At 41.2% G+C, this 14892-nt stretch carries 8 protein-coding genes; 2 read left to right on the top strand and 6 right to left on the bottom strand.

Going from position 1 to position 14892, the window contains the following annotated elements; genetic code table 11:
- Nucleotides 1-173: 173 nt before the first annotated feature.
- The 6 genes from lpdA to H3299_RS05170 form a co-directional block, all read right to left on the bottom strand.
- A complete protein-coding gene (gene lpdA / locus H3299_RS05195) occupies nucleotides 174-1634 on the bottom strand; it encodes a dihydrolipoyl dehydrogenase (protein WP_182419228.1) in 1461 nt (486 codons plus the stop codon).
- Nucleotides 1635-1714: 80 nt separating this feature from the next.
- Nucleotides 1715-3070, bottom strand: a complete 1356-nt coding sequence (locus tag H3299_RS05190; protein ID WP_371739834.1) for a pyruvate dehydrogenase complex dihydrolipoamide acetyltransferase — start codon at nucleotides 3068-3070, stop codon at nucleotides 1715-1717.
- A 52-nt stretch (nucleotides 3071-3122) separates the two neighbouring features.
- Complete coding sequence (locus H3299_RS05185) at nucleotides 3123-4520, bottom strand: pyruvate dehydrogenase complex E1 component subunit beta (protein WP_182419226.1); 1398 nt, start codon at nucleotides 4518-4520, stop codon at nucleotides 3123-3125.
- A 14-nt stretch (nucleotides 4521-4534) separates the two neighbouring features.
- Entirely contained in the window at nucleotides 4535-5575 is a 1041-nt protein-coding gene (gene pdhA / locus H3299_RS05180) for a pyruvate dehydrogenase (acetyl-transferring) E1 component subunit alpha (protein WP_182419225.1), read from the bottom strand.
- Nucleotides 5576-5704: 129 nt separating this feature from the next.
- Nucleotides 5705-6034: a septum formation initiator family protein gene (locus tag H3299_RS05175; RefSeq protein ID WP_182419224.1), complete on the bottom strand. Its 330-nt coding sequence runs from the start codon at nucleotides 6032-6034 to the stop codon at nucleotides 5705-5707.
- Between the two features lie 373 nt (nucleotides 6035-6407).
- Nucleotides 6408-9806 (bottom strand): type I secretion C-terminal target domain-containing protein, encoded by a 3399-nt coding sequence (locus tag H3299_RS05170; RefSeq protein ID WP_182419223.1) that lies wholly within the window; start codon nucleotides 9804-9806, stop codon nucleotides 6408-6410.
- Nucleotides 9807-11131: 1325 nt separating this feature from the next.
- Between H3299_RS05170 and H3299_RS05165 the strand changes: the two genes are divergently transcribed.
- Nucleotides 11132-12589, top strand: a complete 1458-nt coding sequence (locus H3299_RS05165; protein ID WP_246708150.1) for a TolC family protein — start codon at nucleotides 11132-11134, stop codon at nucleotides 12587-12589.
- A 16-nt stretch (nucleotides 12590-12605) separates the two neighbouring features.
- Nucleotides 12606-14867 (top strand): type I secretion system permease/ATPase, encoded by a 2262-nt coding sequence (locus H3299_RS05160; RefSeq protein WP_182419222.1) that lies wholly within the window; start codon nucleotides 12606-12608, stop codon nucleotides 14865-14867.
- Nucleotides 14868-14892: the final 25 nt, after the last annotated feature.

The following is a 14892-nucleotide window of genomic DNA, read 5'->3' as shown; positions in this document are numbered from 1 at the left end:
AGCCAATTTACCAAAGCATTATGCGAAATTAAAGCGAATTCATTTTATCACTTTAAATAGATATAATCTCTGTCAACAACAAGTAGTTGTGCATATATCCCACGTTTTATTGAATGCCAAGACCAAAGCAATGTTAATATCACCGCTTTGGTCTTGATATGATCTATATAACTTTAAGCATTTAAAACCATACCGTAAGCGTCCAAAACACTTTCCTTCATTGCTTCAGAAAGGGTTGGATGTGGGAATACCGTATGGATAAGTTCTTCTTCCGTTGTTTCAAGATTCATTGCAATAACAAAACCTTGAACGAGTTCTGTGACTTCTGGCCCCACCAAATGAGCGCCCAATAATTCGCCAGTCTTTTTATCAAAAATTGTTTTGACCATGCCTTGATCTTCACCAAGAGCAATGGCTTTACCATTAGCAGCAAAACTAAAGCGCCCAACCCGAATATCAAGCCCAGCCGCTTTTGCTTTTGCCTCGGTTAAACCAACTGATGCAACCTGAGGATTGCAATAGGTACAACCAGGAATTTTACCCTTATCAAGCGGATGAACATTTTTGAGACCTGCAATTTTTTCAACGCAGATAACGCCCTCTTCTTCTGCCTTATGGGCAAGCATTGGCGGACCCGCAACATCACCAATAGCATAAATACCTTCAATATTAGTACGGCTCCATTGATCAATAGCGATACAACCACGATCAGTTTTAACACCTACAGTTTCTAAGCCGGTATTTTCAATATTGCCTTGTACGCCAACAGCTGAAATCAACCGGTCTGCCGTAATAGTTTCGACTTTACCCTTAGCTTCAACATGCGCCGTAATTGAATTTGCGCCCTTATCAACTTTAGTAACTTTAGCCTCAGTAATAATTCGGATACCGCGTTTTTCGAGCTGCTTACGAGCAATGGTCGAAATTTCCTGATCTTCCATAGGCATGATCTGCGGCATTAATTCTACAACGGTAACCTCCGCCCCCATATCACGATAGAAAGACGCAAATTCAATACCAATCGCACCAGATCCCATAACAACGATGGATTTAGGCATGCTACTTGGCACCATTGCTTCAAAATAGGTCCAAATCAATTTGCCATCAGGTTCAATTCCTGGCAATGCACGCGGACGTGCACCCGTTGCCACAATAATATGCTTAGCCTTATAGGTGCCCTCGCCCAAAATATTTTTAGGCGCAGAATTTTGCGGCTGGTGGGCAGGTTTTGAAGGCTTGCCAACAATAATTTCAGCAGGTTCTTGCCCTTTTGCACCTTTGGTAAGCTTAGCCTCACCCCAAATGATGTCGATTTTATTCTTTTTCATCAAGAAGCCGACACCAGCAGTTAATCGAGCAGAAACACCGCGGGAACGTTTTACAACAGCATCAATATCAGCACTGATTGTACCATTTAAAGTAAGACCGTAATCTTTAGCGTGTTCGCTTAAATGCTTGACTTCAGCCGAACGCAAAAGTGCCTTGGTTGGAATACAACCCCAATTAAGACAAATTCCACCTAGATGCTCACGCTCAACAATTGCGGTCTTAAAGCCTAATTGTGCAGCGCGGATAGCAGTAACATAACCACCTGGGCCAGAGCCGATAACAATAACATCATAACTTGCTGACACGCTTCTACTCCATCAAAAAAATTAGCCGGAATGCTTTTGATTAAATAAGGCGTGAGTGGAGCCCACTCACGCCTAAGATTTTAAACCAGCATACTCATTGGGTTTTCAATCAACCCTTTAAATGTTTGTGCCAATTGTGCAGCCAAAGCACCATCAACCGCACGGTGATCGGTAGAAATTGTTACCGACATGACACTTGCAATCGCTAAAGCTCCATCTTTCACTACAGCGCGCTGAATACCTGCGCCAATTGCGAATATGGTTGCTTGTGGCGGGTTAACAATTGCCGAGAATGATTTAACACCAAACATCCCCATATTGGAAACCGAGCTAGAGCCACCTTGATATTCCTCTGGCTTTAGCTTTCGTTCACGCGCACGTTTGGCCAAATCTTTCATTTCATTTGAAATGGCAGAAAGAGATTTTTCATCGGCATGACGAACAATCGGCGTAATTAAACCATTGGGTATAGATACGGCCACACCAATATCGGCATGCTTATGGCGGATCATCCCTGAATCAAGCCATGAAACATTAGCATCAGGCTGTGCCTTTAATGCCATAGCTACAGCCTTAATTACCATATCATTAACTGATAGCTTATAGGCTGGTGCAGTCCCTGCATCATTTTTAACCATTGGTGCAGCACTATTAAGTTCAGCACGTAGCTTTAACAACGCGTCGAGTTCACAATCAACCGTCACATAAAAATGTGGCACAGTAAGCTTTGATTCAACAAGACGGCGCGCGATTGTCTTACGCATCGTATCATGCGGCACAACCTCATACTCGTCTTCTTTAAATAGCTTAAGCACAGCATCATCTGATGGCGCACTAATGGTTGGCGCAGCGCTTGCTGACGTTTGCGCTGCAGCATTACTAGTAGCGTTTGTAGCAACTTTGGCGGTACCTGATTGCAATGCAGCTTCAACATCGCGCTTAATGACACGGCCATGGGGGCCAGTACCAACAACGGTTGCAATATCAAGTCCACCATCTTTTGCTAAGCGCCGTGCTAAAGGTGAAGAAAATACCCGATTTCCTTTGCCCGCATTGCCATCTGTAGCATTGTCTTGAGTGGCATTAGCTTGGGCAACTGAACCTTGTGCGTCTGCAGTCTGCGGTGTTGATTGCTGTATCGGTGCTTGATTATCACTTGCAATAGCCACATCTTTTACCACATCACTTGATGTAGAAGCATCAGCTGCCTTTGCTGCGGCTGCAAGATCTTCACCATCAGCGGCTAAAATAGCAATGACAGAGTTTACTCTTACGCCTGCACTACCAGCTGGCACTAAAATTTTAGCAACCACGCCTTCGTCCACGGCTTCAACTTCCATTGTAGCCTTATCGGTTTCAATCTCGGCGATAACATCACCCGAAGTAACATTATCACCTTCTTTTACCAACCATTTTGATAGAGTACCCTCTTCCATAGTTGGTGAAAGCGCCGGCATTGTAATTTTTATTGGCATATTACAATCTCCATCAATTGCTATAGGTGACAGCTTTTACAGCTTCAATCACGTCTTCCATGGTTGGTAAGGCAAGCTTTTCAAGATTGGCCGCATAAGGCATTGGCACATCTTTACCGGCAACCGTCATGATTGGCGCATCAAGATAGTCAAAGGCTTGTTGCATCACCCGTGTTGCAATTTCCGTACCAACAGATGATTGCGGGAAACCTTCCTCAACAGTTACCAAACGTCCAGTTTTGATGACCGACTGGATAATGGTTGGTAGATCCATTGGGCGGATAGTACGCAAATCAATTAATTCTGCATCAATGCCTTGTTTAGCCAATTCATCAACCGCAAGGATTGAGTGTTTCATACCAGCACCAAAAGATACGATCGTTACATCATTACCTTTTTTATGAATGCGAGCCTTACCGATTGGCAAGACAAAATCTTCCATATCGGGAACTTCAAATTGTTGGCCATAAACTAATTCGTTTTCAAGGAAAATAACTGGATTTTCGTCACGAATTGCAGCTTTTAAAAGCCCTTTAGCATCGGCCGCAGTATAAGGCATAACCACTTTTAAACCAGGAATTTGGCTATACCAAGCAGCATAATCTTGTGAATGCTGCGCACCAACACGAGCCGCCGCTCCATTTGGACCACGAAACACCATCGGAGCTGACATTTGTCCACCAGACATATAACGGGTTTTTGCCGCTGAATTAATGATCTGGTCAATCGCCTGCATCGCAAAATTAAACGTCATAAACTCGACAATTGGCCGCAAGCCAGCAAAGGCTGCACCAACGCCAAGACCGGCAAAACCTTGTTCGGTAATTGGGGTGTCAACAACACGCTTTGCACCAAATTCTTCAAGCAAGCCTTGGCTAACCTTATAAGCGCCTTGATATTCGGCAACTTCCTCACCGATAAGGAAAACCCTATCATCGCGGCGCATTTCTTCAGCCATAGCATCGCGTAAAGCATCGCGCACGGTGGTCATAACCATTTGCGTACCAGCAGGAATTTCAGGATCGTTTTCAACTTCAACAGCAATTGGACTTGCAGCAACCTTTGCCGGCTGCACTGCGGCTTCACTTTGAGCAGCAACTTGATCTGCTGCTGGAGCCTTATTTTTATCTGCAGGATTAACAGCCTTTCCTAAATCAGCCTCAGTTTCACCATCTTCAAGCAAAATAGCTATTGGCGTATTAACTTTAACACCTTCACTGCCTTCAGGCACAAGAATCTTGCCAATAATACCTTCATCCGCAGATTCTACTTCCATTGTGGCTTTATCGGTTTCAATTTCAGCAATAGTATCGCCGGGCTCAACCTTATCGCCTTCTTTTTTCAACCATTTAGAAATTTTGCCCTCTTCCATTGTTGGTGACAATGCAGGCATAAGAATATCAATAGACATGTTAGCAAACCTCCTTAAACCAGAATATCCGTCCAGAGTTCAGAAACATCTGGCTCAGGATCATTCTCAGCAAATTCAGCTGCATCAGCTACAATTGCTCTGACATCTTTATCAATTACTTTTAATTCTTCTTCACTTGCCCAACCATTATCCATAAGGCGTTTTTTCACCTGATCAATTGGATCATGCTCAGAGCGCATTTTTTGCACTTCTTCCTTACTGCGATATTTTGCAGGGTCAGACATAGAGTGGCCGCGATAACGATAGGTTTGCATATCGAGAATAATCGGCCCATTACCACCGCGCGCCCAAGCCATAGCTTCTTCAGCCGCAGCAGCTACTGCGCGTACATCCATACCATCAACAACGATACCAGGAATTTCAAAAGAAAGGCCGCGCTTTGAAAAATCCGTCTCCGCAGAAGCGCGTGAAACCGAAGTGCCCATAGCATAATGATTATTTTCGATTACATAAATAACCGGCAGCTTCCATAAAGAAGCCATGTTAAAACTCTCATATACCTGCCCCTGATTGGCCGCACCATCGCCAAAGAAAGTTAATGATACATTGTCATTACCTAGATAGCGATTAGCAAAGGCAAGACCTGTGCCGATCGGCACTTGTGCACCAACGATACCATGACCACCATAAAAATTCTTTTCTTTGGAGAACATATGCATTGAGCCGCCTTTCCCTTTGGAAAAGCCACCTTGACGCCCAGTTAACTCTGCCATCACACCGCGCGCGCTCATGCCAGCAGCTAACATGTGACCGTGATCACGGTAAGAGGTGATAATCTGGTCACCTTCTTTGGAAACCTTAAGCATGCCAACAACGACAGCTTCTTGCCCGATATAGAGATGGCAAAAACCGCCAATCAAGCCCATACCATATAATTGGCCTGCCTTTTCTTCAAAGCGGCGAATCAACAGCATTTCGCGATAAGCGTTTAGCTCTTCTTCTTTGGTAAATTCTGCCGGACTTGGTGTCGGCATGGCATTAGACAAAGCGCTTTCTACAAGCTTGGTAGGCGCCTTTTTTGCTTTTGCGACCATTTTTAACTCCCTGTGATAGGTATTCCTTAAAATACGCTGTCAGAAAGAAAGTTACAAGTCTTTTAAATCAGTTAACAATAGTGATAAGTATCTGTTTTTACGTGACTTTTAAAATTAACCTAATTTTGGTTAATTTGATTTATCACCTTGAGAGGTAATTATTGTCAATTCATTCGGGTTGGAAACACTGAGATTCCTTCGCGCCCACTCATCCAGCATATCCTTCTCAATTTCGCCATCGCGCAACAATGAAACTTTCAATTCCATAGTCTGGCGTTGGGTCTCAAGCTTATGAAGCTCTGAATTTAGTACCATGATATGCTCATCAACATTTTCGCGGGAATATAGACCATATTCGCCATGGTAAATATGATAACCAAAATAAGACAATACAGCCACAGTAATGATTGGCAAAATAAAGCGACTACGATTGGTTTTACGTTTTTGTTTTGTCCACATTTACTAATGCTGCCCTTAGCTTCGGAATCACAAAATAATTTTAATATGCTTACAATCTTGACAGACCGCAACAGGCCTTTCAGCATAGCTCGCTCACATTTAAATCATTAAATTACGCATATTTAGGTTAAAGAAGATTACTAGACGACCTCAAATATAGCAAAATATGCTTAACGTCTGATTACTAAAATAACTAATATGCATTCTATTCAAAAAAAACCTTTCCCGATAGGCTTTCAGTATACCAAAATCGAAACAGCCTTAACTCAGCCCTTAACCAATTCTAAGAGATTAAGGCCACCCAAACAAAAAAGCTTCCCACACCAACAAGCGCAGGAAGCAATTCAAATTTTCAGTTGGAGCTCCAACTAAATTAAACAACAATCTGATGATTATTCACCAAAGTATCCAAATCTGTAAGAACGTTATTCAATGTTAGTATCGCGGAACTAGAAAACTGCGAATTTGTACCGTCAATATCAACTGAAATTATAGTATTATTACCTTGATGTACCACAGAAATATAATCGGCAATATTACTGACGCCATCCTGATAACCAATCAACAATCCCGAAAGATCGATACGATCCGCATTGGCATTTGTATTAAAATCACCAATGGTAAAACCATTTGCAATATCATGACCATTACCACCGGTTGCGTCATTTACATCAATACGCTCATATATCAATGTATGATGGCCACTATTATGAAGATTAAAGGTATCATCACCGCCACGACCATTAAAGTAATTATCTTGACTATTACCTGTAAAGGTATCGTTACCATTACCACCAGCAACACCTTCGATATTCTTCAATAGCACTGTATTAAAGCCAGTATTTTGGTAAGTTGTCTTACTTAAATCAACATTAACTGCGGTATTACCAGCCAACTTAAAGTCTATAATATCGAGACCACCCGTATCGCTCCACTCTTTATGCCCATTCACTATGGACCAACCGCCAGCGCCGTCATATTTATCGGTCCCTTTAGTCGCATAAAATGTGTCATTGTAACCCGTACCGACAATACCGGTACCCAAATTGGCATTTTTTGAGCTATCTCCACTCTCAGCGGTCAATACATGTGCTTCATATGCTTCGCCAGCAACAAAACCACCCCAAGCTTCATTAACAGTTGAATCTATATTCGAACTCACACCTTTCACATTACGCAATAATTTAAGTGAATAGGTCTCATTTGGATCTAGTCCGTAAAAATTGACAATACCTGACGTATCGCTAGTTTGGTTACCAGACTGAGGATTTATAATTTGAGAAGCAACAAGGTTTCCTTTGGAATCGTATAGTTGAACGGTATTTCCTAAAAATGAATTAATACCCTCTTGATCAAGAATTCGGAAATGCAATGCTGTTCCCTTAGCAATTGTTGTTTGATTGCGGACGATTTCTGTATTTCCTTGTTGTGTGAAAATCAACAAATCTTGAGCACCATCCCAATTAATATCAGCAACAACAGCGCCTGTTACAGGATCATTTTTACCAGGACTTTTATGCGCATTTACTGTACCGTTTACACCTATTGTATTAGTACCGCCTAACAGATTGGAAGTCGAAAAACTATTACCAGAGGACGTTGAGTTATTGGTGTAAAGATTGACTGTACCAGTGGTACCATTTGCAGATACACCGTTACCAGCGGAATAAGCTGGTAGTTCGATAATATCCATTTTTCCATCGCCATTCCAATCGACAGCAATTGATGGACCACCTTCCAAATTATCGCCTAGCCAATGAATATTATTAGCCGTCCCTATGGCATTTGGAGCAGTTGAACCAAGATTTCCGTTACCATCATTGTAAAGGATACGGCTTTCATACTCAGAATGGCCATCTTGAGCCTTGCCACGGCCAATAAACAAATCCATGAAACCATCGCCGTTAAAATCAGCCCAAGTCATGGAAATAGCATTACTTGTCGTGGAATTTGCCTTACCGGTATTTTGGAAAACCCCTTCAATAATCTGACTTGTCGAATAACCATCTTTACCATCACTTGACACAACAACGAGCCGTTGCTGATCATTACTCATGCGGCGAACATCAGGTCTTTCGTTACCAAGTTTACTATAACCGCTAACACCATGATAAACGAGGTCCACAATGCCATCATTATTAAGATCAACACCGGAAATTTCTGGCCCTGGCTGAGCATTATAAGCATTTGGCGAATAATCAAAATTAGACGGACCAAGTCGCGAATCAGTAAAATTCTTATCTTTAACCATAGATTGAACATTACCGTTAATATTACTGACAATCTGACTATCCCAAGTGCGATTAGATGTATAACCGCTTCCTGGGGCCGTCACAAAACCAGACCGCCCTGGAGCAATATTACCATAGGCAATATCTGCAAAACCATCCCCATTTTTGTCAAAACCAATAACGCCAGCATATTGAGCCATAACATTAGCTTTAGGATTGTAATCTGGCCCATTTCGATATTGGCTACCTATTTGATATGATAGATAGGTATTATTACCAATATTATAATACATCTGCTGACCGGTTTCGGCATTACCATCGTTGGAGACAAAATCCATGTAACCGTCACGATTTATATCCAACCATGTACCATTTTGCGTTCCAGCAGTAGGTTTATTAATTGGACCATATACATCTTTACCCTTTAAATGGGTCTGATCAAACGTACCAAACGTTTTTTCATCAGTCGCTTTTTGGTCGAGTACTGTTCCGTTAGTATAAATTTTCCATTGCCCATTTTCGCTGAGCGTCATCGCGGTTGCTTTTTCGTCATCATTCCCTTCAACAACAGGTGGAATCACCGGATCGAGAATGCGCAACTCATTTGCAGTATTGTCCTGTACAATTATTTCCCCTGTAGATTTATGCAATGCGGCAACAACTTCATAAGTTCCTGCTTTTAAAGCATCACTATCTGGAATTTGTAATGACCAAGTCATTTTTTCTTGATCAACGACAACCTGACCATTAGAAGAACTATAAGTTTTTCCGTTTACGCTTATTGTTACGTATTCATCTTGTAAAAGTTCAAAACCTATATGTCCAGTTAGCAGTGGAGTAAAATCTGCGGTAGTTAAAGAATCTATAGATATAGACAACTCAACATCAACAACAAACTTAGATGAATAATCGCCTACGTTTCCCCCATCATCCTCAAAGCGAGCCTCATAATTATACTTAGTATGATGCTCAAGAACATCATCTACCACATAAGACCAATTACCATTTGCATCGACATTCGCCGTACCAAGGCGTACACCATTTTGATAAATTACTAATTTATAAAAGCTTTTTTCAGGATTATTTAAATATTCACTATCGACCTTGCCATTAAGCGTAATGGTGCGATCATCTGTTTGGGTTCCTGAAGGAAACTCACCTTGACCATCCGGCAGAAGCCCAACATTATCAGTAAAAGTTTCGATAATTGGCACAGTTGTAATTGGGGGCAGAACGTGAACCCTAAAAAACAAATTAGCACTATCGACGGGGTCTTGCCCAATAACGCTTATGGTAAAAGGTAAATAACCTGCATCAAAAGCAGGCCCACTGGTTAGATCAACCATCCAATAACCGGTAACAGAGTCATATTGCCCAAAATACACATCGTTTGGATTATTTGTTGATATTAAACGCACCTGAGAACCTGGCGCATAATCAACAATGTCAAACCACAAAACTTTCTTTTCTTTATTTGAATCAAACCCAAAATGGATCTGATGATCAGAACCACTAGTCCCAACAAATGATATAGAAGCCATATTTCCCCGCCTTCAACAAACTAGTAAGCCAGATGGTAACAAAATGTAACCAAAACCAGCAGCCAAACAAATTTTGATAACTTATCTTAGAAAAATCGTCATATCCTTATCTCTACCCCAAACACCCCGTAGAACAAAAATAAGAATTCAAATTTCTCATGATCGATATAAACAAAAATCAAAATATCCATACTATAAAAATACATATAATATCAATATATTTTTATTAAAATGAAAAAAACAAATATAAATAAATTAAAACTAATTTATAAAAAAATAAAATTCGAAAATATTACTATAATAATTGATTAAATTTCAAATAAAATAAAAAATCAACCTAACTAAAAAAATATATTACGTTTCAGGAATATATTTTACTAATTCTTTCAAAGTAACCAGCAACTAGCACCCTATTTCGAAGTTGTAATTATAACACGTACAAAAAAACAGGTAAAATTCCACTTTGTACCTTGCCTTGTTACAGCACTAAACTTTAATCCCTTCAACTCACAAAAGAGATGCCTACAAAGCTTGCAATGTTCTAAAGACAATTAACCATTATCAGGAGCAACATCTTCCAAAACAAGATCGAAGATTGCTGCACTGCCAACGTTTTTCATTTCACTTTGTTATACAATAAAATGGAATCCGACGACGTCTAACCAAATTAGAACCCCTGCAAACAAAACGGTTAGAGATCAATATAAGTCGCGGAATTAAAGAAGTAACAGCTAAGGTGTCTAGCGCTAGGGGCGTGACACATCACACCAAAGAGAAAAGTCCAACAAACCACCAATACATACAAAAAGATAAACAAACATTGGCAACATCCCCATTTAGCTTACCAAACCATAAATTACCGCATGCCTATGTTTTTTTGGATGCGAGAATTTTTTAATATAAATGGAACCATTCAACCATTCATCCATTATAAAGTTAGCTGATCAAGCAACACTGCCGGCAAGATATTTCACAACATAGAAAAATCCTCGAACATTTTCGATTAATAAAGCTATTGGCCAGTAAATTGCTAAGACTGTAATAAAAACCAAAAAACTATTTTTGTTTCTCTTGTTCTATGAGCAATTATACTATAAGTAGGTTTTTAAAATAGCGGGCTGGGTTAATGCATCATGATTGTAATTGCTAATTTCATGAGTGGATTTTTTATCAATTTATTCTAAAATTGCACAATCTTATTGGATTGCAATAATAAATAGCCTCAAATATTGAATATGGTGGACAAGATATTTGCCTTACTCTAAATTGTTTGGCAATTATTAAAGAAATTTTATTTGAATAAAACATTTATTTTAAAAGGAATAATGATGACATCGCAGAGTGCAAAACGGGGTGAAAAAGCTGCAGTGAAATCTTTATCCAATTCGTCTGGCAAAGTATTTATCGGCGCGCTATCAATGGCATGCGTTCTAACTTTATCAGGTTGCCAAGGATTAAAGTTAAAACGAAATCAGAATGTGCAAGCATTAGCAAATCCGCCCCAATCTACTCTTTCATTAGCAAGGGCGAATGATGTTAGCAATGCGAGTAACAATCCGCTCCATACAATCAATACTGATAACCTCAATATTACTGATGCCGTGGGTATTGCAATCGCGCGCCACCCAGATATTGGCCGCGCATCAGCTGTTGTTGTCCAGAGCAATGCACAAATTTCCATTGAAAAGTCGGCTTGGTATCCAACATTTCAATATGGTGTAGATCCAGGCTATAACCGGTATTATGCCGCAAGTAATAGTGACCGAACCGGCTCAAGCGTGCGCGGTTCAGTAGGTGTAACCCAATTAGTCTATGATTTTGGTCGCACTTCAAGTCGAATTGGTGTAGCCAAAGCGACTTACGAAAAAGACAGCTACCTTTTATCTAAAGCTGTTGAAGATGTTGCAACCAATATGTCTGTGGTTTTCGTTGAATTATCCGCCTCTCAAGAATTAATTGCTGCTGCGGAACGCGAATATGGAGCGATGCGGCGCACACGTGAAAAAATCGCCGAACGTGTTGAAAGCGGTCTTTCAGACGCAGTTGACCTTAATCAAGCCGACTTAGCGATTCAACGTGCTCGCTCGGATCTTTTATCTGCTCAAAACAGATTTGATATAGCTGCAGGACGTTTTGCTGAAATAACTGGTATCCGCCCTACAAAAGTGGCGAATATGGAAACAACCTCAAAATTCCTTGATTCTCTTGGCCGTGGACGCAATACAATTGAAAATACGCCCAATGTTTTAGCCGCGGATGCAGAAGTTAAAGCTTCGCTCGAACGTGTTAGGCTTGCAAAAGCACAACTTTACCCATCGGTAAGTGTAGCTGCAAGCCAACAAAAATCCACAGGACAGCGTAATATTACCAATGATAATTCATTTGTTGGCTTGCAATTGAGCGGTTCATTAAATTCAGGATTTAGGGAAAAACACCAAATTGCTTCAGCACAGGCTGAGGTAAATGCAGCCAAGCAGGCAAGTGAAAATGAGCGGCTTGTTGCACGAACCACTGTCAGCTCTGCCAAAACAGAAGCTGATGGTGCTACCGCCAGAATGGATAATTCAAAACAACTGATGTCACTATCTTTGACATCACGCGATCTTTATTGGCAACAATATACATTAAATAAACGTCCCTTAACGGATGTGGTAAATGCCGAACGCGAAACTTTTATTGCTGAAAGTGAATATGTTACAGCAATGGCCGACTATATGACCGCACGTATTAAAGCTTACACTGCGGTTGGTGAACTAGTGGAGCGTTTAAGAGGCGGACGATAATTGGCGGGGTGTCATAATGACCGATAAAATTGAAAATATTAGCAGTATACAACCTGCCTTTGATGCAACAAAATGGACTGATGTTTTACTTCTAGCTGCGCGTCAGCTCAGTATAAAATCTTCACCTGAATTGGTGCGCAATGCAGCAGCTTGGACAAAAGGCGGGGATCCCAAACAATCTACAATAGATATTGCTTTGGCGTGCGGCCTTAATGCAACCTATTTAAGCATAGACGAAAGCAATCTTTCTAATACTATGTTGCCATGCGTCATTGAAATTGGCAAAGAACTAGGTTTGCTAACTGCCTTTGACGAAAAGCAGGCTTTGATCCATTTTGTAGTAAATGGAAAGTCTTTTGAACGCCGCGTGGCGCTTGATCAGCTTTTTAAGGCTGGAAAACGCCAAATCTTATTGCTTGACCGTCATGAAGCTGTACGCGATGACCGTCTTGACAAATATCTTGAAGAAAAGCCGCAATCGTGGTTGAGGGGTATCTTTACCAGCAATTGGCCTCTTATGGTGCAATTAGGGCTTGGCTCTCTTTTTGGTAACCTTCTTGCTATCGGTACTTCACTTTTTGCGATGCAAGTTTGGGATCGCGTTGTTCCATCGCAATCACTCTCAACGCTATGGGTTCTTTTTACCGGCGTTGCAATTGCAATGGTTATGGAATTCTTGATGCGTATGTCACGGGTCTCAGTTACGGACTATTTTGGAAAACTTGCTGACTTAAAATTGTCTGGTATGTTTTTCTCGCGCACATTAAATATTCGCAATGATGCACGACCACGTTCACCTGGCACCTTGGTTTCGCAGCTACGTGACCTTGACCAAATTCGCGAATTGCTTACCTCTAGTACGCTTGGTGTATTAATTGATTTACCTTTTGTTACAGTGTTCTTGGCAATTATATGGGCGCTTGGTGGTCCATTAGTTTGGATTCCAATTCTTGCTATTCCGTTGATTATTTTACCTGGTATCATTGCCCAAATTCCACTCGCCAAATTAGCAAATGCTGGCCTTGACGAAGCGGCGTTGCGTAACGCAGTTTTAATGGAATCTATCTACCGCGCAGAAGACATTAAATTACTACAAGCAGAGCCACGCTTCCGTAACGTCTGGGATAACGTCAACAAGACGAGCGGTGACATCAGCTTGAAACAGCGCAAATGGGCTGCTCTATTGATGCATTTTTCACAAATGATACAACAGCTTGCCTATGTCGGCGTAATTGTTGCGGGTGTATATGGTATTTTGAATAATGTCATGTCATTTGGTGCTGTGCTTGCCTGCTCAATCCTGACTAGTCGTACAATTGCTCCATTAGCGCAAATTCCAGGTATTTTGGGTCGTTTGCAAAATGCCCGCGTTGGTAAAAAAGCACTTGATGGTTTGCTTACTTTACCTGTCGATCATGACAGCAAAAATGATTATTACCACAAGCCTGTAATCTTAGGTAACTTCGACTTTACAAATGTTGCCTATGCCTATGGGCCTATGGAAAAACCCGCCTTAGTTATACCTCGCTTGACCATCACAGCCGGTGAGCGGATTGCTGTGTTGGGGCGTGTTGGCGCTGGTAAATCTACACTATTGCGTATGATTGCTGGCCTTTCTGCACCTGTTCAAGGTCAAATTACGCTTGATGGCACACCAATGAAAATTATTGATATTGCAGATATCCGCCGCGACGTTGGTGCAATGCTACAAGAATCAAGCCTTTTTTACGGCACATTGCGCGATAACCTTCTTATTGGTAGCCCATTAGCTAGCGATGAAGATATTTTAAAAGCAATGCGACTAGCATGCGCCGACAAATTACTACTAAATCAGCCCCATGGTTTAGATTTAAAACTTCGCGAAAGTGGTATCGGACTTTCAGGTGGACAAAAACAAGCGCTTATGCTGAGCCGTCTTTATTTACGTTCACCTAACGTCGTAATCCTTGACGAACCCACTGCATCACTTGATGAAGGGACGGAAGTTGAAGTTTTACGCAATCTCCAACAATGGCTAACCAATCGCACGCTAATCGTTGCTACCCATAGATATCCAGTTTTATCACTCGTTGACCGGATATTAATTGTAGATAATGGTCGCATCATTAGGGATGGACCTAAGGATGAAATATTAAAAGCAATGAGCGCTGGCCAGCAAGCTGTGCAGCCAACACCAACTACCGAAGCCACAAAAACGCCCAACCCATATGCTAAATCGGGTTCTGGTGTGCTGTCAATCAAGCCAGCCAAGGCATCAGAAAACCCATTTAGAAAATAAGGCGGGGAAAATATGTTTAGTGATG

Source organism: Bartonella sp. HY038 (assembly GCF_014117425.1).
In the GTDB taxonomy this organism is placed as follows: domain Bacteria; phylum Pseudomonadota; class Alphaproteobacteria; order Rhizobiales; family Rhizobiaceae; genus HY038.
Note: the sequence above shows the minus strand (reverse complement) of the source record. Positions and strands in the feature narration are given on the sequence as shown.

What these genes read in the sequence shown, in the direction of transcription:
- pdhA (WP_182419225.1), bottom strand. Translation starts at nt 5,575, where the DNA reads ATGGTCGCAAAAGCAAAAAAGGCGCCTACCAAGCTTGTAGAAAGCGCT.
- H3299_RS05170 (WP_182419223.1), bottom strand. Translation starts at nt 9,806, where the DNA reads ATGGCTTCTATATCATTTGTTGGGACTAGTGGTTCTGATCATCAGATC.
- H3299_RS05185 (WP_182419226.1), bottom strand. Translation starts at nt 4,520, where the DNA reads ATGTCTATTGATATTCTTATGCCTGCATTGTCACCAACAATGGAAGAG.
- H3299_RS05190 (WP_371739834.1), bottom strand. Translation starts at nt 3,070, where the DNA reads ATGGAAGAGGGTACTCTATCAAAATGGTTGGTAAAAGAAGGTGATAAT.
- H3299_RS05175 (WP_182419224.1), bottom strand. Translation starts at nt 6,034, where the DNA reads ATGTGGACAAAACAAAAACGTAAAACCAATCGTAGTCGCTTTATTTTG.
- H3299_RS05160 (WP_182419222.1), top strand. Translation starts at nt 12,606, where the DNA reads ATGACCGATAAAATTGAAAATATTAGCAGTATACAACCTGCCTTTGAT.
- H3299_RS05165 (WP_246708150.1), top strand. Translation starts at nt 11,132, where the DNA reads ATGATGACATCGCAGAGTGCAAAACGGGGTGAAAAAGCTGCAGTGAAA.